Raw genomic sequence first — 20,830 nt, forward strand, 5'->3', positions numbered from 1 at the left:
ACTTAAAGTACTTCAGGTGCCAGAGAAATGATTTTCATAAACTTTTCACCGCGAAGCTCACGGGTTACCGGGCCGAAAATACGGGTCCCGATAGGAGCATCTTGGTTGTTAAGCAGTACAGCAGCGTTATCATCAAACTTGATCAGTGAACCGTCTTGCCGGCGAACACCTTTTTTAGTGCGCACAACGACAGCCTTCATCACTTGACCCTTTTTGACCTTACCGCGAGGAATTGCTTCCTTCACAGTTACCTTGATGATGTCACCAACAGATGCATAACGACGATGTGAACCGCCCAGCACCTTGATACACATAACGCGGCGAGCACCACTGTTGTCAGCCACTTCTAAGTAGGATTCAGTTTGAATCATGGTCCGTCTCCGAAACTCTTAATCGATCGGCACTGAATTAAACTTCAGCAGCGCGCTCTACAATTTTAACTAAAGCCCAAGACTTAGTTTTTGAGAGCGGACGAGACTCAGCGATGGTGACCAGGTCACCAATCTTGCACTCGTTATTCTCATCATGAGCCTTCAACTTAGACGACTTACTAACATACTTGCCGTAAATCGGATGCTTTTCGCGACGCTCGATCAGCACAACAATGGACTTGTCCATCTTGTCGCTGACAACCTTACCGGTGAGCGTGCGCGCAGTCTTATTTACCTGGTCCATTGTTACTTACCTGCCTTTTCAGTCAGCACAGTCTTGATTCGTGCAATGTCACGACGAGCCTTCTTCAACAAGTGAGTCTGGCTTAACTGGCCGGTAGCTGCCTGCATACGGAGCTTGAACTGCGCCTGCAGTTCAGACAACAGCGCGGCATTCAGCTCTTGAACTGATTTTTCGCGGAGTTCTGAAGTTTTCATTACATCACCGTACGCTTAACAAAGGTTGTAGTCAGCGGCAGTTTTGCAGCTGCCAGAGCGAAAGCTTCACGAGCCAACTGCTCAGAAACGCCTTCCATCTCGTACAGCACCTTGCCGGGCTGAATCTGGGCAATCCAGTATTCAACGTTACCCTTACCTTTACCCTGACGAACTTCCAGAGGCTTTTCGGTAATTGGCTTATCCGGGAACACACGGATCCAGATTTTACCGCCACGCTTAATGTGACGAGTCATGGCACGACGAGCCGCTTCAATCTGACGAGCAGTGATGCGGCCGCGGCCGGTGGCCTTCAGGCCAAACTCACCGAAGCTAACTTTTGAGCCGCGCTGGGCCAGGCCACGGTTGCGGCCTTTTTGTTGCTTGCGGAATTTCGTACGCTTTGGTTGCAGCATGATGCGTACCCCTTACTTAGAAGATTTCTTCTTGGGTGCTGCTTCGACCGGTGCCTCACCGCCCAGAATCTCACCCTTAAAGATCCATACTTTCACGCCAATGATGCCGTAAGTAGTAGAGGCCTCGGCAGTGGCGTAATCAATGTCCGCACGCAGTGTGTGCAATGGCACACGACCTTCGCGGTACCACTCGGTACGGGCAATTTCTGCACCGCCCAAACGGCCGCTCACCTGAATCTTGATACCTTCTGCACCCTGGCGCATGGCGTTTTGTACAGCGCGCTTCATAGCGCGGCGGAACATCACACGACGCTCCAACTGCTGTGCAACACTTTGTGCTACCAGAGCCGCATCCAGGTCAGGCTTGCGGATTTCTTCGATGTTGATGTGCACAGGCACGCCCATTTTGGCGGTGATTGCACTGCGCAGCTTCTCAACATCTTCACCTTTCTTACCAATCACGATGCCGGGACGGGCAGTATGAATGGTTACGCGAGCTGTGTTCGCAGGACGCTCGATATCGATGCGGCTTACGGACGCGTGTGCAAGCGCCTTTTGAATGTACTCACGTACTTTCAAGTCGGTGTAAAGCTTGTCTGCGTATTCATCGCTACCGGCATACCAAACAGAGGTGTGCTTTTTAACGATACCCAGACGAATGCCTGTCGGATGTACTTTCTGACCCATATCGCCTGCTCTCTTATTTCTCAGCTACTTTAACGGTGATGTGGCAAGTGCGCTTACAGATACGATCTGCACGGCCCTTGGCACGTGGCTGAATGCGCTTCATGGTCATACCTTCGTCAACGAAGATAGTGGACACTTTCAGCTCATCAACGTCTGCACCGTCGTTGTGCTCTGCGTTAGCAATCGCAGATTCCAAAACTTTCTTGATTAAGTCGGCGCCTTTCTTGGGGCTGAACGCCAGAATGTCGAGAGCTTCGTCTACGGACTTGCCACGAATCTGGTCAGCAACCAGACGTGCCTTCTGGGCAGACAGGCGAGCACCGCGTAATTTTGCTGCTACTTCCATCGTCATAACCTCAATTAGCGCTTCTTCGCTTTCTTATCCGCGATGTGACCGCGGTAAGTGCGAGTGGCGGCAAATTCACCCAGCTTGTGACCAACCATTTCTTCGTTGACCAAAACCGGTACGTGTTGACGCCCGTTGTGTACAGCGATTGTCAGACCAACCATTTCTGGCATGATCATGGAACGACGCGACCAGGTCTTAACCGGGCGGCGGTCATTTTTTTCAATCGCTGCTTCGACCTTCTTCAAAAGGTGAAGATCGATGAAAGGACCTTTCTTCAGTGAACGTGGCACTGTTAATTCCCCTATCAGCTAAGTCGTGCGTTATTTCTGGCCGCGACGACGAACAATCATGTTATCTGTGCGCTTGTTACTACGGGTTTTGTAACCCTTAGTTGGCACACCCCATGGAGTCACCGGATGACGACCACCGGAGGTGCGGCCTTCACCACCACCGTGCGGGTGATCTACCGGGTTCATCGCCACACCGCGAACGGTAGGACGCACACCGCGCCAACGTTTGGCACCGGCTTTACCCAAAGAACGCAAGCTGTGCTCACTGTTGGACACTTCGCCCAGAGTCGCACGACATTCGCTCAATACTTTGCGCATTTCGCCGCTGCGAAGACGCAGCGTAGCGTAGGCACCGTCACGCGCAACCAGCTGAGCAGAAGTACCGGCTGAACGCACCATTTGGGCGCCTTTGCCTGGCTTCAGCTCGATGCAGTGAATTACCGCACCGACTGGGATGTTACGCAGTGGCAGGGTATTGCCAGCCTTGATCGGTGCAGCTTCACCGCTCAGGATCTGATCACCAGCCTGCAGGCCCTTGGGCGCAATAATGTAACGGCGCTCACCGTCGGCGTAGCACACCAGCGCGATGTTAGCGCTGCGGTTTGGATCGTATTCCAGACGCTCAACTTTGGCAGGAATACCGTCTTTCTGACGCTTGAAGTCGATCAGACGATAATGCTGCTTGTGACCACCACCGATATGACGGGTAGTGATACGACCGTTGTTGTTACGACCACCGGTCTTGCTCTTCTTCTCCAGCAGCGGAGCGTGTGGAGCGCCCTTGTGCAGGTCTGGATTCACTACGCTTTCAACGAAGCGACGACCGGGAGACGTTGGTTTACGTTTTACGATTGGCATCTCAACTATCCCCTTTACTCAGCAGCGCCGAAGTCGATGTCCTGGCCATCAGCCAAACGAACATACGCCTTCTTGTAGTCGCTCTTCTGGCCCAGACCGTAGCGCGTGCGCTTGGTCTTGCCCTTAATGGTCACAGTGCGAACACCTTCAACCTTCACGTTAAAGAGCTTTTCTACAGCGGTTTTGATCTCGGGCTTTTCAGCGTTCTTCAGAACTTTGAAAACCACTTGATTCTGCTCACCCGCACCGGCAGCCTTTTCAGAAATTACCGGACCGAGCAGCACTTTATAAATGCGTTCCTGGTTCATGCCAGCATCTCCTCAAGCTTTTTCAGCGCAGGCACAGTCACAACCACTTTGTCGAAGCGGATCAGGCTCACAGGATCTACGCCCTGGGCATCACGCACGTCAACTTTGTGCAGGTTGCGAGCTGCAAGATACAGATTGGTATTTACTTCTTCAGTCACGATCAGCACGTCGGACAGGTTGTACTTGGCCAGCTCGCCAACCAGCGCCTTAGTCTTAGGCACTTCCAGGTCGAACGCATCAACCACAACCAAACGCTCCTGACGAGCCAGCTCGGACATGATGCACTGCATGGCAGCGCGGTACATTTTTTTGTTCAGCTTCTGATCAAAGCTGCGTGGCTTGGCTGCGAAAGTTACACCACCGTGACGCCACAGCGGACCACGAGTGGTACCTGCGCGCGCACGACCAGTGCCTTTCTGACGCCATGGCTTGGCGCCGCCACCAGAAACTTCTGAACGAGTCTTCTGAGCCTTGGTACCCTGACGCGCCGCTGCCATGTAAGCAACAACCGCCTGATGCACCAGGTCTTGATTAAACTCGCGAGCGAACGCTACGTCGGACACAGAAACTGTGCCTTTGGCGCCTGCTGGAGTAGTGATATTCAATTCCATGGTCGATTCCCCTCGGATTAGCCGTTGTTGCGCGCTTTAACAGCGGGACGCACGATCACGTCGCCACCCGGAGCTCCGGGTACGGCACCTTTGATCAACAGCAAATTACGTTCTGCATCGACCTTAACCACTTCAAGGTTCTGAACGGTTACACGCTCATCACCCATGTGACCGGTCATTTTCTTGCCCTTGAAAACACGGCCGGGTGTCTGACACTGACCGATAGAGCCTGGAACGCGGTGAGAAAGGGAGTTACCGTGGGTGGCATCCTGGGTACGGAAATTCCAGCGCTTTACGGTGCCGGCGTAACCTTTACCTTTGGAAGTACCAGTAACATCTACGATTTGACCAGCTTCGAAAACATCAACGGTGATTGAACCACCGATTTCGAAAGCTTCGCCGGCTTCATTACGCAATTCCCACAGGCCGCGACCGGCTTCTGTGTTGGCCTTGGCGTAGTGACCAGCAGCAGTTTTGTTGACACGTGAAGCACGGCGCGCACCCACAGTCACCTGCACAGCAGAGTAACCATCGGTATCAACGGTCTTAACCTGAGTCACGCGGTTTGGTTCTACTTCAACCACGGTAACAGGAATAGAAACACCGTCTTCAGTGAAGATACGGGTCATGCCGCTTTTGCGGCCGACAATACCTATTGTCATTTTACTAACCTCAATGGTGTACGGGGCTTTTACCCGCTATGGCCGCCCATTTCAGAGCGTTACACACACCTGCACCACCCCAGTGGGCAGGCAGCTTTTGTTAATTAACCGAGACTAATTTGAACTTCGACGCCAGCAGCCAGATCCAGCTTCATGAGGGCGTCTACAGTCTTTTCTGTAGGCTCAACGATATCCAACAAACGCTTATGTGTGCGGATTTCGTACTGATCGCGCGCGTCTTTGTTAACGTGCGGGGAGATCAGAACGGTGAAACGCTCGCGACGAGTCGGCAACGGAATCGGACCACGCACTTGTGCACCTGTACGCTTAGCGGTCTCGACGATTTCCTGTGTAGACGCATCGATCAACTTGTGATCGAACGCTTTCAGGCGAATGCGAATGCGTTGATTCTGCATCTGAACCTAACTCCAAAATACTGTAAAGAACAATCCGCCAGGGGAAATCCCTGAAAAACGGAGGCGCAATTCTAAGGGCGGCACCGCCCCCTGTCAAGCGCCGGTTGATTTTTTAGCCAACTATTCGCTTTTACCTTGAAAATCAATTAGTTAGCAAAACAAAGGCCCCGCCGGGCGGGGCCTTTTTGCCGGTCAGACCGGCCGATCATTACTCGATGATCTTGGAAACAACGCCCGCACCTACGGTACGACCGCCTTCACGGATCGCAAAGCGCAGACCGTCTTCCATTGCGATAGGTGCAATCAGGGTAACTTCCATCTGGATGTTATCGCCTGGCATTACCATCTCAACGCCTTCTGGCAGCTCAACTGCACCAGTCACGTCAGTCGTACGGAAGTAGAACTGAGGACGGTAGCCTTTGAAGAATGGCGTGTGACGACCACCTTCGTCCTTGGACAGTACGTATACTTCGCCTTGGAACTTGGTGTGCGGCTTGATTGAACCTGGCTTACACAGAACCTGACCACGCTCTACGTCGTCACGCTTGGTACCACGCAGCAGAACACCTACGTTCTCACCAGCACGGCCTTCGTCCAGCAGCTTGCGGAACATTTCAACACCGGTACAGGTGGTCTTGGTGGTGTCGCGGATACCAACGATCTCGATTTCCTCGCCCACTTTCACGATACCACGCTCTACACGGCCGGTTACTACAGTACCGCGACCAGAGATAGAGAATACGTCTTCGATTGGCATCAGGAAGGCACCGTCGATGGCACGCTCTGGCTCAGGAATGTAAGAATCCAGGGTCTCTACCAGCTTCTTAACAGCGGTAGTACCCATTTCTTTGTCGTCCTGACCGTTCAGGGCCATCAGCGCAGAACCGATGATGATCGGGGTGTCGTCGCCTGGGAATTCGTATTGGCTCAACAGCTCACGAACTTCCATCTCAACCAGCTCCAGCAGCTCTTCGTCGTCTACCATGTCAGCTTTGTTCAGGAATACCACGATGTAAGGTACACCTACCTGACGGGACAACAGGATGTGCTCACGGGTCTGCGGCATGGGGCCGTCAGCAGCGGAACAAACCAGGATAGCGCCGTCCATCTGGGCAGCACCGGTAATCATGTTCTTAACGTAGTCGGCGTGGCCCGGGCAATCTACGTGTGCGTAGTGACGCACTGGTGAATCGTACTCTACGTGAGCAGCAGAGATGGTAATACCACGCTCACGCTCTTCTGGCGCAGAATCGATACCGTCGAAAGCAACTGCTTCACCGCCCCAAACTTCCGCACATACGCGAGTCAGAGCTGCGGTCAGAGTGGTTTTACCGTGGTCAACGTGACCGATGGTGCCCACGTTTACGTGGGGCTTGTTACGTTCAAACTTAGCCTTAGCCATTTTGTTATAACCTCAAATTATAAATTTGATAGATAGTAAGTTAGTGATCGCTAGCAACCCTGCTCTTGGCAATGATTTCCTGCGCGACATTCGAGGGCGCCTCAGCGTACTGCTGGAACTCCATGGAGTAAGTAGCACGCCCCTGGGTGGCTGATCGCAGCGCCGTAGCATAACCGAACATTTCGGCCAGCGGCACCTCGGCGTTGACGATTTTGCCAGATGGACTGTCTTCCATGCCGTGGATAATGCCACGACGACGGTTAAGATCGCCCACCACATCGCCCATGTTCTCCTCCGGCGTTACCACTTCCACTTTCATCATTGGCTCAAGCAGGACTGCGCCGCCTTTTTGCGACAACTGCTTGGTGGCCATGGAAGCGGCAATTTTGAACGCCATTTCACTGGAGTCAACATCGTGGAAGGAACCGTCGAATACAGTTGCCTTCAAGCCCAGCAATGGATAGCCGCCGAGCACGCCGTTTTTGGCCTGCTCTTCGATACCCTTGCCGATTGCAGGGATGTATTCCTTCGGAATCACACCACCAACAATTTCTGAAACGAATTCCACCTTATCGGCGTTGTCGTTTTCTGCAGGTTCGAACCGGATCCAGCAGTGGCCATACTGACCACGGCCACCGGACTGGCGCACGAACTTGCCTTCAATTTCACAGGTATTTTTGATCCGCTCACGGTAGGCCACCTGCGGCTTACCGATATTGGCTTCAACCGCAAACTCGCGACGCATGCGATCGACAATAATATCCAGGTGCAACTCACCCATACCGGAGATAATGGTCTGCCCGGTTTCTTCATCGGTATGCACGCGGAAGGACGGATCCTCTTGCGCCAACTTGGACAGCGCAACACCCATTTTGTCCTGATCCGCCTTGGTTCTGGGTTCCACCGCAACCGAAATTACCGGCTCGGGGAACTCCATGCGTTCAAGTGTAATTTTCTTGTCCAGATCACACAGGGTTTCACCCGTGGTCACATCCTTCAGGCCAATCACCGCGGCGATATCGCCCGCCAGCACTTCTTTGATTTCCTGACGGTTATTAGCGTGCATCTGCACCATGCGCCCGATGCGCTCTTTTTTACCCTTGACCGAGTTGTACACCTGGTCACCACTGGACAGCTTGCCCGAGTAAACCCGGATAAAGGTCAGGTTGCCTACAAAGGGGTCTGTAGCAATCTTGAACGCCAGCGCTGAGAAAGGCGCGTCGTCATCGGCCACACGGGTATCATGGGTCTCGCCGTCTTCCAGCACCCCATCGATAGCCTTCACTTCCGTGGGCGACGGCAGGTATTCAATCACCGCGTCGAGCACGGCCTGCACGCCCTTATTCTTGAACGCAGATCCGCCCAACACCGGCACAATTTCGTTCGCCAGCGTGCGCTGGCGGATAGCGGCCTTGATCTCGGCTTCGGTTAGCTCCTCACCTTCGAGGTACTTGTTCATCAAGTCCTCGTTCGCTTCGGCAGCAGCCTCAATCAGGAATTCGCGCATTTCTTCGCACTTGACCTGCAACTCGGCCGGAATCGGCTCGTAGTTGAAGGTCATACCCTGGTCTTCTTCGTTCCACATGATGGCCTTCATTTTGACCAGGTCCACCACGCCTTTAAACGAATCTTCAGCGCCAATGGTCATCTGTAACGGCACGGGATATGCGCCCAAACGCGTTTTCAGCTGCTCGACCACGCGCATGAAGCTGGCGCCCATGCGGTCCATCTTGTTGACGAACACCATGCGTGGCACTTCGTACTTATTGGCCTGGCGCCAGACCGTCTCGGTCTGTGGCTGCACGCCCGAAGACGCACACAGCACCACTACCGCACCGTCGAGTACGCGCAGGGAACGCTCCACCTCAATGGTGAAATCCACGTGACCGGGGGTATCAATAATATTGACGCGATGCTCTTCAAACTGCGCATCCATCCCGCGCCAGAAACAAGTGGTAGCAGCAGAAGTAATAGTAATACCCCGCTCCTGTTCCTGCTCCATCCAGTCCATGGTGGCAGCACCGTCGTGCACCTCACCGATTTTGTGAGACAGACCGGTATAGAACAACACGCGCTCGGTAGTGGTGGTCTTGCCCGCATCTACGTGCGCACAAATACCAATATTGCGATAGCGAGAAATGGGCGTCTTGCGTGCCACAGTCTTATCCCCTAAGTGAGTAGCTGCTTTATTTCAAAAGACTCTTGGAAAGCGACGGGCTTCAGAAAGGGACGCTTTGCAGGAGACTTCCGCTGGGTGGGAACAACAAAAGGCAGCCGAAGCTGCCTCTTGCATAGCGCAGGGCTATTAGAAGCGGTAGTGGCTGAACGCCTTGTTCGCTTCTGCCATGCGATGAACGTCTTCGCGCTTCTTCACAGCGGCACCTTTGCCTTGTGAAGCGTCGATCAGCTCACCCGCCAGACGCTGGGGCATGGACTTCTCACCGCGGTTGCGGGAGTAATCCACCAGCCAGCGCATGGCCAGGGCAGAACGACGGGCAGGACGAACTTCTACGGGCACCTGGTAAGTGGCACCACCCACGCGGCGGGATTTAACTTCCACCAGCGGAGCGATGGCTTCCAGCGCCTCGTCAAACACTTCCAGGGGGTCGCGGTTCAGTTTGGTCTGAACGATTTCCAGCGCACCGTAAACGATACGCTCCGCGACTGACTTCTTACCACTGATCATCACGTGGTTCATGAATTTCGCCAGCGTAACATTGCCGAATTTGGGATCTGGCAATACTTCGCGCTTGGCGACGACGCGTCTTCTTGGCATTTTAAATCGCCTCTATCTTTAGGTTTCTCTAAGACTCCGCTCTTACCGCTGTTCAAATGCCCGAAAAGCCTGGGCTCTCAATCACTTCAACGGGGCAAGCGCGCTTAGCCTTACTCGGTTCAACCGAAAACGTATGTCACTAGGTGATCGACAGGGATCACTTAGGACGCTTGGCACCATACTTGGAACGACGCTGCTTACGGTCTTTCACGCCAGCAGTATCCAAGGAGCCACGCACTGTGTGGTAACGCACACCGGGCAAGTCTTTTACACGACCGCCACGGATCAGCACCACGCTGTGCTCTTGCAGGTTGTGACCTTCACCACCAATGTAAGAAGTTACTTCAAAGCCATTGGTCAGGCGCACACGGCAAACCTTACGCAAAGCTGAGTTTGGCTTCTTGGGGGTAGTGGTGTAAACGCGAGTACAAACGCCACGCTTCTGCGGGTTGGCCTGCAGGGCGGGTACGTCGCTCTTCACAACCTTACGTTTTCTCGGCTTACGAACCAACTGGTTGATCGTTGCCATGAAAATAAACTCCACTAACTTAATTTCACTGCCCGAAAGCAGTGTGTTTACAGTACGGGCAAAGCCCGTCCCACTCAGAAAAAGCGGGAGGCGCATTTTAATGACGCCCCCCGCCTCCGTCAAGGTGGAAAAACAACCATCTTGGCTATTCCCCCACCCTGCTGTTCTTGCAGGGGCCTCCGGCCCCCGCGCCCCGACCTCAGCTGGCGCTGGATTTCAGGGCTTCGGTCAACGCGGCTTCCACTTCTGCTGCGCTCACGCCACCTTCCGACACACCGGCATCGCGGTTGCGGCGACGGTCGGCGTGGTAGGCGAGACCGGTACCGGCGGGAATCAGGCGACCGACCACGACGTTCTCCTTCAGACCGCGCAGATCGTCGCGCTTGCCGGTTACGGCCGCTTCGGTCAGTACGCGCGTGGTCTCCTGGAAGGAGGCCGCGGAAATGAAGGATTCGGTGGCCAGCGAAGCCTTGGTGATACCCAGCAGCTGACGCTCAAACGTCGCCGGCTGCTTGCCTTCGGCACGCAGGCGCTCGTTCTCTTCCAGCACCTTGTGGTACTCCGCTTGCTCGCCCTTCACAAAGCTGGAATCACCCATACTGGTGATCTCCACCTTGCGCAGCATCTGCCGGCAGATGGTTTCAATGTGCTTATCGTTAATACCCACACCCTGCAGACGGTAAACGTCCTGGATCTCGTTGGTGATGTAGCGCGCCAGCGCCTCCACGCCCTGCAGACGCAGGATATCATGGGGGTTGCTCGGGCCATCGGACACCACTTCACCCTTGGCTACCTGCTCACCTTCAAACACGGTCAGCTGGCGATGCTTGGGTATCAGCACTTCGTAATGGGTAGAGCCATCAGCTAAAGGCTGACCATCGTTCGGGGTGATGATCAGGCGACGCTTGCCTTTGGTTTCCTTACCGAAGCTGACGGTACCGGTGATTTCCGCCAGGATTGACGGCTCTTTCGGCTTACGGGCTTCGAACAAGTCGGCAACCCGCGGCAGACCACCGGTAATATCGCGGGTCTTGGAGCCTTCCTGCGGGATACGGGCCAGTACGTCACCGACGCTGATCTTGTCGCCGTTGTTGAGCGACAGAATCGCCTTGGCGGGCAGCGCATAGTGCGCCGGCACGTTGGTATTGGGCAAGTGCAGCTCATTGCCCTTCTCGTCGAGCAGGGTAATGGCAGGCTTGAGATCCTTACCAGCGGCGGGGCGCTCGGCCGGGTCGATCACCTCAATAGAGGACAGACCGGTCAACTCGTCCGTCTGACGACGGATAGTCAGCCCCTCTTCCATACCGGAGAAGGCTACCTGACCGGCCACTTCGGTAACGATCGGGTGGGTATGCGGATCCCACTTGGCCACAACCTGGCCACCTTCCACTTCAGCGCCTTCCTGCACGATAATTACTGCACCGTACGGGATCTTGTAACGCTCGCGCTCGCGACCGTTGGCATCGGCAACTGCCAGCTCACCGGAACGGGATACCGCCACCAGATCACCGGACTCGCGGGTAACCACTTTCATGTTGTGCAGACGGATAGTACCTTCCTGCTTAACCGCCACGCTGTCGGCCGCAGAGGCCCGCGATGCCGCACCACCGATGTGGAAGGTACGCATGGTCAGCTGGGTACCCGGCTCACCGATAGACTGGGCCGCGATAACACCGATGGATTCACCGATGTTGGCGCGATGGCCACGGGCCAGATCGCGACCGTAACACTGGGCACAGATACCCTGACGGGTTTCACAGGTAATCGGGCTGCGTACCTGCACCTCATCGATACCCATCTGCTCAATGCGCTCTACCCACTTCTCGTCGATCATGGTGCCGGCGGGAATCAGGATTTCGTCGGAGCCCGGACGGATCACGTCGCGCGCCACTACACGGCCCAAGATGCGATCACCCAAGGATTCGATCACGTCACCACCTTCAATTACCGGCGACATGGTCAGGCCGTTGTCGGTACCGCAATCGTTTTCGGTCACTACCACGTCCTGCGCCACGTCTACCAGACGACGGGTCAGGTAACCGGAGTTCGCGGTCTTCAGAGCGGTATCCGCCAGACCCTTACGCGCACCGTGCGTAGAGATGAAGTACTGCAGTACGTTCAGGCCTTCACGGAAGTTGGCTGTGATGGGCGTTTCGATGATCGAGCCATCGGGACGTGCCATCAGACCACGCATACCGGCCAGCTGACGGATCTGCGCTGGCGAACCACGGGCACCGGAGTCGGCGTACATGTACACCGAGTTGAAGCTATCCTGCGTCTCTTCTTTGCCTTCGCGGTTAACAACAGTTTCTTTACTGATGCCTTCCATCATGGATTTGGCCACCTGGTCGTTAGCGCGCGACCAGATATCAATCACTTTGTTGTATTTCTCACCTGCAGTTACCAGACCGGCGGCGAACTGAGCTTCGATTTCTTTCACATCGTTCTCAGCGCGGTCAACAATCTTGGCTTTTGCTTCAGGAATTTCGAAATCGTTCACACCGATAGAAGAACCTGACTTGGTGGAGTACTGATAACCCATGTACATCAGCTGGTCGGCAAAGATTACCGACGACTTCAAGCCCACCTGGCGGTAACAGAAGTTGATGATCGCAGAGATCGCCTTCTTCACCATAGCCCGGTTAACCATCTCAAAGGGGATACCCTCTGGCACGATTTCCCACAGCAGCACGCGGCCAACGGTGGTGTCGACAATCTTGGTTTCTTCGATGCGCTCGCCCTGTTCGCCGAAGGTGACTTCGTTGATACGGACTTTGATCTTCGCCTGCAGGTTCGCCTGCTTGGCATGGTAAGCACGGTTCACTTCTTTGGTGTCGGCAAAAACCATGCCTTCGCCTTTGTCGTTCACGCGCTCACGGGTCATCCAGTACAGACCCAGTACCACGTCCTGGGACGGCACGATAATCGGCTCACCGTTGGCGGGCGACAGGATATTGTTGGTGGACATCATCAGCGCACGCGCTTCCAACTGGGCTTCCAGTGTCAGCGGTACGTGTACAGCCATCTGGTCACCGTCGAAGTCGGCGTTGTAGGCCGCACACACCAGCGGGTGCAGCTGAATCGCTTTACCTTCAATCAGCACTGGCTCAAACGCCTGGATACCCAGACGGTGCAGGGTAGGTGCACGGTTCAGCAGTACCGGATGCTCGCGGATCACTTCGTCCAGGATATCCCACACCACTGCTTCTTCGCGCTCAACCATTTTCTTGGCGGCTTTGATGGTGGTGGCCAGGCCTTTCAGCTCCAGCTTGGAGAAGATGAATGGCTTGAACAGTTCCAGCGCCATTTTCTTGGGCAGACCGCACTGGTGCAGACGCAGGGTCGGACCTACCACGATCACCGAACGACCGGAGTAATCCACGCGCTTACCGAGCAGGTTCTGACGGAAACGACCCTGCTTACCTTTGATCATGTCGGCCAGGGACTTCAGCGGACGCTTGTTGGAGCCGGTGATGGCGCGGCCGCGACGACCGTTATCCAACAGGGCGTCAACCGCTTCCTGCAGCATGCGCTTTTCGTTTCGCACGATGATGTCAGGCGCAGACAGATCCAGCAGACGCTTCAGACGATTGTTACGGTTGATCACGCGACGATACAGATCGTTCAGATCTGAGGTGGCGAAACGACCGCCATCCAGAGGTACCAGCGGACGCAGATCCGGCGGCAGCACGGGCAGGGCTTCCAGCACCATCCACTCGGGCTTGTTGCCGGAGTTTTCAAACGCTTCCAACAGCTTCAGGCGCTTGGAGTATTTTTTGATCTTGGTTTCAGAGTTGGTGTTGGGGATCTCTTCACGCAAAAACTGAATTTCAGATTTGAGTTCGATATCCGCCATCAACTTCTGAATGGCTTCGGCACCCATGGAGGCTTCGAATTCATCACCGAACTCTTCCATGGCTTCAAAGTACTGCTCGTCGTTCAGCAGCTGACCGCGCTCCAACGTGGTCATGCCCGGCTCGGTCACCACGTAGGATTCAAAGTACAGCACCCGCTCGATATCGCGCAGGGTCATATCCAGCAGCAGGCCGATACGGCTCGGCAGTGACTTCAGGAACCAGATGTGAGCCACGGGGCTCGCCAGCTCGATGTGGCCCATGCGCTCGCGACGCACTTTGGCCAATGTCACTTCAACGCCACACTTTTCACAGATGATGCCACGGTGCTTCATGCGCTTGTACTTTCCGCACAAGCACTCGTAGTCTTTTACCGGGCCAAAAATCTTGGCACAGAACAAACCTTCACGCTCAGGCTTGAAGGTACGGTAGTTAATGGTCTCTGGCTTTTTCACTTCTCCAAATGACCAGGACCGGATCATGTCGGGCGAGGCCAGACCGATACGGATCGCGTCAAATTCTTCAACTTGTCCCTGGGACTTCAGCAGATTAAGTAAGTCTTTCAAGGCGCTTCCTCCAATGGGCTCTTAGTAGCTCCGGGTTTGCCGGCGGGCTTTCGCCCGCCTCTCAAAGTCTTTCAGTCAACAATTAGGAATCGTGTTCCAATTCCATATTGATGCCGAGCGAGCGGATTTCCTTCACCAGTACGTTGAAGGATTCCGGCATGCCGGGCTCCATGCGATGATCGCCGTCAACGATGTTCTTATACATCTTGGTCCGGCCGTTCACGTCATCCGACTTAACGGTAAGCATTTCCTGCAGGGTGTATGCGGCACCGTATGCTTCCAGTGCCCACACTTCCATCTCACCGAAGCGCTGACCACCGAACTGCGCCTTACCACCCAGCGGCTGCTGGGTAACCAGGCTGTAAGAGCCGGTCGAACGCGCATGCATCTTGTCGTCCACCAGATGGTTCAGTTTCAGCATGTACATGTAGCCAACCGTGGTCTGACGCTGGAAGGCGTCACCGGTGCGGCCATCGTACAACTGTACCTGACCACTCTCTGGCAGATCAGCCAGACGCAGCAGGGCTTTGATCTCAGTTTCCTTGGCGCCGTCGAACACGGGGGTAGCCATGGGCACACCGGCACGCAGGTTTTGCGCCAGAGCGATCACTTCGTCGTCGGACAGGGAGGCGATATCCTCCTTGCCAACCACTTCGCCAGTCTTGTTGTAGATCTCTTCCAGAAACTTGCGCAGATCGGCAACTTTACGCTGCTCTTCCACCATGGCATTGATCTTGTCGCCGAGACCTTTGGCCGCCATACCCAGGTGCATTTCCAGCACCTGACCCACGTTCATCCGCGAAGGAACACCCAATGGGTTCAGTACGATATCCACGGGCACGCCGTTTTCATCGTAAGGCATGTCTTCAACCGGCATGATCACGGAGATAACACCTTTGTTACCGTGACGACCGGCCATCTTGTCACCGGGCTGGATGCGACGCTTGATAGCCAGGTAAACCTTAACCACCTTGAGCACACCGGGTGACAGGTCGTCACCGGTTTCCAGCTTGCGCTTCTTGTCTTCGAACCGCTCGTCGAGGATCTTGCGACGCTCAATCAACTGCGCTTCGGCGGCATCCAACTGCTCGTTGAGCGCGTCATCAGCCATGCGCAACTTGTACCACTGCTCGAACGGCAGATCGTTCAGAATCTCGTCGGTCAGGGCTTCGCCTTTTTTGACACCCTTACCGGAAGACACTTTCTGACCAACCAACGCGGCGCGCAGGCGCTCGAAGGTGGCCGCTTCCATGATGCGGTACTCTTCGTTCAGGTCCTTGCGCACCTTGTCCAGCTGGGCTTTCTCAATTTCTTTCGAACGCTGGTCTTTTTCAATGCCGTCGCGGGTAAACACCTGCACGTCGATCACGGTACCGCGGGTACCGGTGCCAACACGCAAAGAGGTGTCTTTCACGTCAGACGCTTTTTCACCGAAGATCGCACGCAGCAACTTCTCTTCCGGCGTCAGCTGGGTTTCACCTTTCGGCGTTACCTTGCCCACCAGAATGTCGCCCGGGCCCACTTCCGCACCGATGTACACAATGCCGGATTCGTCCAGTTTCGCCAGCGCACCTTCACCCACGTTGGGAATATCGGCGGTGATTTCTTCGCTGCCGAGCTTGGTGTCACGGGCAATACAGGTCAGTTCCTGAATGTGAATGGTGGTGAAACGATCTTCCTGTACCACGCGCTCGGAGACCAAAATGGAGTCTTCGAAGTTGTAACCGTTCCAGGGCATGAACGCGATGCGCATGTTCTGACCCAGTGCCAACTCGCCCATATCCACTGACGGACCGTCTGCGAGCACATCGCCGCGGGCAATCACGTCACCGGTTTTCACGATCGGACGCTGGTTGATACAGGTGTTCTGGTTTGAACGGGTGTACTTGGTGAGGTTGTAGATATCTACACCCGCATCACCGGTTTCCACCTCGGCGTCATTCACTTTGACCACGATGCGCGAGGCATCCACACGGTCAACCACGCCACCACGCTTGGCTACCACACACACGCCGGAGTCAACCGCAACGTGACGCTCCATACCGGTACCCACCAATGGCTTTTCAGCCTTCAGCGTAGGTACAGCCTGGCGCTGCATGTTAGAACCCATCAATGCACGGTTGGCGTCATCGTGTTCCAGGAATGGAATCAGGGACGCAGCCACCGACACTACCTGACGTGGACTCACGTCCATGTAGGTCACTTCGGACGGCGCCTTGAGGGTAAATTCGTTCAGGTGACGAACGGATACCAGCTCTTCGGACAGCTTGCCGTTTTTATCGACGCCGGCGGATGCCTGAGCAATTACCTGCTCGGCTTCGTTAATCGCAGACAGGTATTCGATATCGTCGGTAACCTTGCCGTCGATCACTTTGCGATAAGGGCTTTCCAGGAAGCCGTAATCGTTAGTGCGGGCAAAGGTTGCCAAGGAGTTGATCAGACCGATGTTCGGACCTTCAGGCGTTTCGATCGGACATACGCGACCGTAGTGGGTCGGGTGTACGTCACGCACTTCGAAGCCTGCGCGCTCACGGGTCAGACCGCCTGGGCCAAGTGCCGATACACGGCGCTTGTGCGTCACTTCAGACAGCGGGTTGTTCTGGTCCATGAACTGGGACAACTGGGAAGAGCCGAAGAACTCTTTTACTGCCGCAGCAACAGGCTTGGCGTTGATCAGATCCTGTGGCATCAGGCCTTCACTTTCGGCCATGGACAGACGCTCTTTCACGGCACGCTCAACGCGCACGAGACCAACGCGGAATTGGTTTTCTGCCATCTCGCCCACGGAACGCACGCGACGGTTACCCAGGTGATCGATATCGTCCACCACGCCTTTGCCGTTGCGGATTTCGATCAGGGTCTTCATCACGTCCACGATGTCGTCGTTGGACAGAACGCCTTCGCCGGTTTCGTCTTCGCGACCCAGGCGACGGTTGAACTTCATCCGGCCCACGCCAGACAGGTCGTAACGCTCCTGACTGAAGAACAGGTTCTGGAACAAGGTCTCGGCGGATTCCTTGGTGGGCGGCTCACCCGGGCGCATCATGCGATAGATTTCAACCAACGCCTCCAGTTCGGAGCGGGTCGGATCAACGCGCAGCGTATCGGAAATGAACGGACCGCAATCGATGTCGTTGGTGTACAGGGTTTCGATACCGGTAACATTGGCTTCGCGCAGTGTCTCGAGCACCTCATCAGAGATCTCGGTATTACACTCCAGCAGCAGCTCGCCCGACTTCTCGTCGATAATGTCTTTTGCCAGCGCCTTGCCAACCAGGTAATCGTTTGGCACCACCAACTCGGTAATACCGGCTTTTTCCAGATCGCGGATATGCTTGGCGGTGATGCGACGACCTTCTTCGATCAGAACCTTGCCTTTCTTGTCTTTGATGTCGAAGGTTGCCACGTCACCACGCAGGCGGGAAGGCACCAACTCCAACACAAATTCACCGTCTTTATTGATGGTGTACTTGCTGGTTTCAAAGAACATATCCAGCATCTGCTCACTGGTGAAGCCCAGCGCGCGCAGAAGAATAGTGGCCGGCAGTTTACGGCGACGGTCGATACGAACGAACAACAAATCCTTCGGATCGAATTCGAAGTCCAGCCAGGAACCGCGGTAGGGAATCACGCGCGCGCTGAACAGCAACTTGCCTGAAGAGTGGGTTTTGCCCTTGTCGTGGTCGAAGAATACACCGGGTGAACGGTGCAGCTGGGAAACGATCACACGCTCGGTACCGTTGATCACAAAGGTACCGTTGTCGGTCATGAGCGGAATTTCGCCCATGTACACTTCTTGTTCTTTAATGTCCTTGATGGACTTGTTCGCTGATTCTTTGTCATAAATGATCAGCCGAACTTTTACGCGCAGGGGAGCCGCGTAGGTCACGCCGCGCAGAATACATTCATTAACGTCGAATGCCGCTTTGCCCAAGGCATAGCTGACATATTCCAGGGCTGCGTTCCCTGAATAACTCACAATAGGGAATACCGACTTGAATGCTGCGTGCAAACCGAAGTCTGTGCGAGCATCGGCAGACGCGTCTGCCTGGGTAAACTTTCTGTAGGAGTCCAACTGAATCGCCAGGAGGTAAGGTACATCCATTACACTCGGCAGTTTGCCGAAGTCCTTGCGGATACGTTTTTTCTCAGTATATGAGTAAGCCATCAGTATTCCCCAGCTTGTTCACGATTTGGGCTTTTGGAATCTCTGAGCCGATAAGTGCGGGTGGCACTTAATTGCTACATTTCGCCAGCATTTGCTGAACGCGAAAACACCGGTTTTCGCTCGACCTTTTACCGTAGGTCGTAAACGGCAAAAAGGCCGGCGGGTTTTACACCCGCCAGCCCGAGTCAGCAGTGTTTGCTACCGACTGCGCTATGCAAAACCGAATTACTTCAGCTCTACAGTTGCGCCAGCTTCTTCCAGCTCTTTCTTAGCGGCTTCAGCTTCTTCTTTCGCAACGGCTTCCTTGATGGTCTTAGGTGCGCCGTCTACCAGCTCTTTAGCTTCTTTCAGGCCCAGACCAGTGATACCGCGAACGGCCTTGATCACGTTAACCTTCTTGTCGCCAGCAGCAGCCAGTACGATGTCGAACTCGGTCTTCTCTTCAGCAGCCGCACCAGCGTCACCGCCAGCAGCAACAGCTACAGCAGCCGCTGCAGAAACGCCGAATTTTTCTTCCATAGCAGAAATCAGTTCCACAACGTCAGTTACGGACATTTCAGCAATTGCATTGATGATATCGTCTTTAGTCAGAGACATGACTCAATTCCTAAATTGTTTGAGCGTTAGCTCGAAAATGTTTATGCCTGCAGATAATCGTATTGATTAAGCTGCGGCTTGCTCTTTCTGGTCGCGAATGGCCGCAATAGTGCGGACCAGCTTGCCAGCAGCTGCTTCTTTCATAGTGCTCATCAGGCGTGCGATAGCTTCGTCGTACGTTGGCAGGCTTGCCAACAGTGCGATATCTACCACATTGCCTTCGAAAGCGGCTGACTTCAGCTCCAACTTGTCGTTACCTTTGGCGAAGTCACGCAGAATACGCGCGCCTGCACCTGGGTGCTCGTTGGAGAACGCAATGATTGATGGACCCACGAATGAGTCAACCAGACATGCGTAGTCAGTGCCCTCTACTGCGCGACGAGCCAGCGTGTTACGTACAACTTTCAGCCATACGCCGTTATCACGGGCTTCTTTGCGCAGCGCAGTCATAGCCGACACGGTTACACCGCGTGCGTCAGCTACTACTGCAGACAGAGCGCTCTTAGCAGCTTCCTGGACTTCAGCGACAATCGCTTTTTTGTCTTCGAGTCCTAGTGCCACGATCTTACTCCTGGATTTGATTAGCTCAGCTAATCGTTAACAAATCGGCACAACCACCACATAGCTGCTGTGCCGCGTTTTTCGGTGTATCAAATCCAGCAAAAAACTGAATTGGGCCACCATCTGCGTAGGCGAATTACCATTAAAGGACAAACCTGCCTACGGTCTTTGATGGACCAGCTGACGCTGGCCCCCAAAGTACTTTTTGCTCTGGTCTTAGATGTCCAGAGACGCCTGATCGATCAACAAACCCGGGCCCATGGTGGTGCTCAGGGTGATACGCTTCAGGTAAACACCTTTGGAAGAGGCTGGCTTGGCGCGCTTCAGATCGCCTACCAGCGCTTCCAGGTTTTCTTTCAGTGCCTTCTCTTCGAAAGACAGCTTGCCGATACCGCCGTGGACGATACCGCCCTTCTCGGCACGGTAGCGAACCTGACCGGCCTTGGCGTTGTTAACCGCAGTCACAACATCGGGGGTCACAGTGCCGGTCTTGGGGTTTGGCATCAGGCCACGCGGACCCAGAACCTGACCCAGAGCACCTACTACGCGCATAGCAGCAGGTTCGGCGATAACAACATCAAAGTCCATCAGGCCGCCTTTGATCTCGGCTGCCAGCTCGTCCATGCCCACGTGCTCTGCGCCCGCAGCCTTGGCCGCTTCTGCATTGGCACCCTGAGCAAACACGGCCACGCGTACAGACTTACCGGTGCCGTGTGGCAGAGTAGTCGCACCGCGAACGGTCTGGTCGGATTTACGTGGGTCAATACCCAGATTGACGGCAACATCTACGGTCTCACCGAATTTAACGGAAGACACTTCTTTCAGAAGAGCTACGGCTTCGGAGATGCTGTACAGCTTGGCGCCGTCTACTTTTTCGCGGATAGCGCGCTGACGCTTAGTTAACTTAGCCATTC

The 20,830-nt window shown here is 54.7% G+C and carries 21 protein-coding genes; all 21 read right to left on the reverse strand.

Features of this window, described 5'->3' with window-relative positions:
* Window positions 1-2: 2 nt before the first annotated feature.
* Complete coding sequence (gene rplN / locus M5M_RS08945) at window positions 3-371, reverse strand: 50S ribosomal protein L14 (protein WP_016389321.1); 369 nt, start codon at window positions 369-371, stop codon at window positions 3-5.
* A 37-nt stretch (window positions 372-408) separates the two neighbouring features.
* Window positions 409-675 (reverse strand): 30S ribosomal protein S17, encoded by a 267-nt coding sequence (gene rpsQ, locus M5M_RS08950; protein WP_015047175.1) that lies wholly within the window; start codon window positions 673-675, stop codon window positions 409-411.
* A gap of 2 nt (window positions 676-677) precedes the next feature.
* Window positions 678-869 (reverse strand): 50S ribosomal protein L29, encoded by a 192-nt coding sequence (gene rpmC / locus M5M_RS08955; protein ID WP_015047176.1) that lies wholly within the window; start codon window positions 867-869, stop codon window positions 678-680.
* On the reverse strand, window positions 869-1,282 hold the full coding sequence (gene rplP, locus M5M_RS08960) for a 50S ribosomal protein L16 (RefSeq protein WP_015047177.1): 414 nt from the start codon (window positions 1,280-1,282) through the stop codon (window positions 869-871). The genes rpmC and rplP overlap by 1 nt, the downstream gene beginning before the upstream one ends.
* A gap of 12 nt (window positions 1,283-1,294) precedes the next feature.
* Complete coding sequence (rpsC, locus tag M5M_RS08965; protein ID WP_015047178.1) at window positions 1,295-1,969, reverse strand: 30S ribosomal protein S3; 675 nt, start codon at window positions 1,967-1,969, stop codon at window positions 1,295-1,297.
* Between the two features lie 13 nt (window positions 1,970-1,982).
* Entirely contained in the window at window positions 1,983-2,315 is a 333-nt protein-coding gene (gene rplV, locus M5M_RS08970; protein WP_015047179.1) for a 50S ribosomal protein L22, read from the reverse strand.
* A gap of 14 nt (window positions 2,316-2,329) precedes the next feature.
* On the reverse strand, window positions 2,330-2,608 hold the full coding sequence (gene rpsS, locus M5M_RS08975; protein WP_015047180.1) for a 30S ribosomal protein S19: 279 nt from the start codon (window positions 2,606-2,608) through the stop codon (window positions 2,330-2,332).
* 30 nt (window positions 2,609-2,638) lie between these two features.
* Window positions 2,639-3,466, reverse strand: a complete 828-nt coding sequence (gene rplB, locus M5M_RS08980; RefSeq protein ID WP_015047181.1) for a 50S ribosomal protein L2 — start codon at window positions 3,464-3,466, stop codon at window positions 2,639-2,641.
* A 14-nt stretch (window positions 3,467-3,480) separates the two neighbouring features.
* Window positions 3,481-3,774 (reverse strand): 50S ribosomal protein L23, encoded by a 294-nt coding sequence (rplW, locus tag M5M_RS08985; protein ID WP_015047182.1) that lies wholly within the window; start codon window positions 3,772-3,774, stop codon window positions 3,481-3,483.
* The gene (rplD, locus tag M5M_RS08990) at window positions 3,771-4,385 is read right to left on the reverse strand and encodes a 50S ribosomal protein L4 (RefSeq protein WP_015047183.1); all 615 of its coding nucleotides are present in this window, start codon (window positions 4,383-4,385) and stop codon (window positions 3,771-3,773) included. The genes rplW and rplD overlap by 4 nt, the downstream gene beginning before the upstream one ends.
* A gap of 17 nt (window positions 4,386-4,402) precedes the next feature.
* The gene (rplC, locus tag M5M_RS08995; RefSeq protein WP_015047184.1) at window positions 4,403-5,047 is read right to left on the reverse strand and encodes a 50S ribosomal protein L3; all 645 of its coding nucleotides are present in this window, start codon (window positions 5,045-5,047) and stop codon (window positions 4,403-4,405) included.
* Between the two features lie 104 nt (window positions 5,048-5,151).
* Window positions 5,152-5,463 carry a 30S ribosomal protein S10 gene (gene rpsJ, locus M5M_RS09000; protein WP_015047185.1) on the reverse strand — a complete coding sequence of 104 codons (312 nt, stop codon included), beginning with the start codon at window positions 5,461-5,463 and terminating at the stop codon, window positions 5,152-5,154.
* A 208-nt stretch (window positions 5,464-5,671) separates the two neighbouring features.
* Window positions 5,672-6,865, reverse strand: a complete 1,194-nt coding sequence (gene tuf / locus M5M_RS09005; protein WP_015047186.1) for an elongation factor Tu — start codon at window positions 6,863-6,865, stop codon at window positions 5,672-5,674.
* A 40-nt stretch (window positions 6,866-6,905) separates the two neighbouring features.
* Window positions 6,906-9,023 (reverse strand): elongation factor G, encoded by a 2,118-nt coding sequence (gene fusA, locus M5M_RS09010; protein WP_015047187.1) that lies wholly within the window; start codon window positions 9,021-9,023, stop codon window positions 6,906-6,908.
* A gap of 147 nt (window positions 9,024-9,170) precedes the next feature.
* Complete coding sequence (gene rpsG / locus M5M_RS09015; protein ID WP_015047188.1) at window positions 9,171-9,641, reverse strand: 30S ribosomal protein S7; 471 nt, start codon at window positions 9,639-9,641, stop codon at window positions 9,171-9,173.
* A 157-nt stretch (window positions 9,642-9,798) separates the two neighbouring features.
* A complete protein-coding gene (gene rpsL / locus M5M_RS09020; RefSeq protein WP_015047189.1) occupies window positions 9,799-10,170 on the reverse strand; it encodes a 30S ribosomal protein S12 in 372 nt (123 codons plus the stop codon).
* Window positions 10,171-10,369: 199 nt separating this feature from the next.
* A complete protein-coding gene (gene rpoC / locus M5M_RS09025; RefSeq protein WP_015047190.1) occupies window positions 10,370-14,590 on the reverse strand; it encodes a DNA-directed RNA polymerase subunit beta' in 4,221 nt (1,406 codons plus the stop codon).
* Between the two features lie 82 nt (window positions 14,591-14,672).
* On the reverse strand, window positions 14,673-18,758 hold the full coding sequence (gene rpoB, locus M5M_RS09030) for a DNA-directed RNA polymerase subunit beta (RefSeq protein WP_015047191.1): 4,086 nt from the start codon (window positions 18,756-18,758) through the stop codon (window positions 14,673-14,675).
* A 225-nt stretch (window positions 18,759-18,983) separates the two neighbouring features.
* Window positions 18,984-19,355, reverse strand: coding sequence for a 50S ribosomal protein L7/L12 (gene rplL / locus M5M_RS09035; protein ID WP_015047192.1), 372 nt, complete (start codon window positions 19,353-19,355; stop codon window positions 18,984-18,986).
* A 66-nt stretch (window positions 19,356-19,421) separates the two neighbouring features.
* Window positions 19,422-19,916: a 50S ribosomal protein L10 gene (rplJ, locus tag M5M_RS09040; RefSeq protein WP_015047193.1), complete on the reverse strand. Its 495-nt coding sequence runs from the start codon at window positions 19,914-19,916 to the stop codon at window positions 19,422-19,424.
* A 216-nt stretch (window positions 19,917-20,132) separates the two neighbouring features.
* On the reverse strand, window positions 20,133-20,828 hold the full coding sequence (gene rplA, locus M5M_RS09045) for a 50S ribosomal protein L1 (protein ID WP_015047194.1): 696 nt from the start codon (window positions 20,826-20,828) through the stop codon (window positions 20,133-20,135).
* Between the last annotated feature and the right edge of the window lie 2 nt (window positions 20,829-20,830).

The sequence above is a fragment of the Simiduia agarivorans SA1 = DSM 21679 genome (assembly GCF_000305785.2).
In the GTDB taxonomy this organism is placed as follows: domain Bacteria; phylum Pseudomonadota; class Gammaproteobacteria; order Pseudomonadales; family Cellvibrionaceae; genus Simiduia; species Simiduia agarivorans.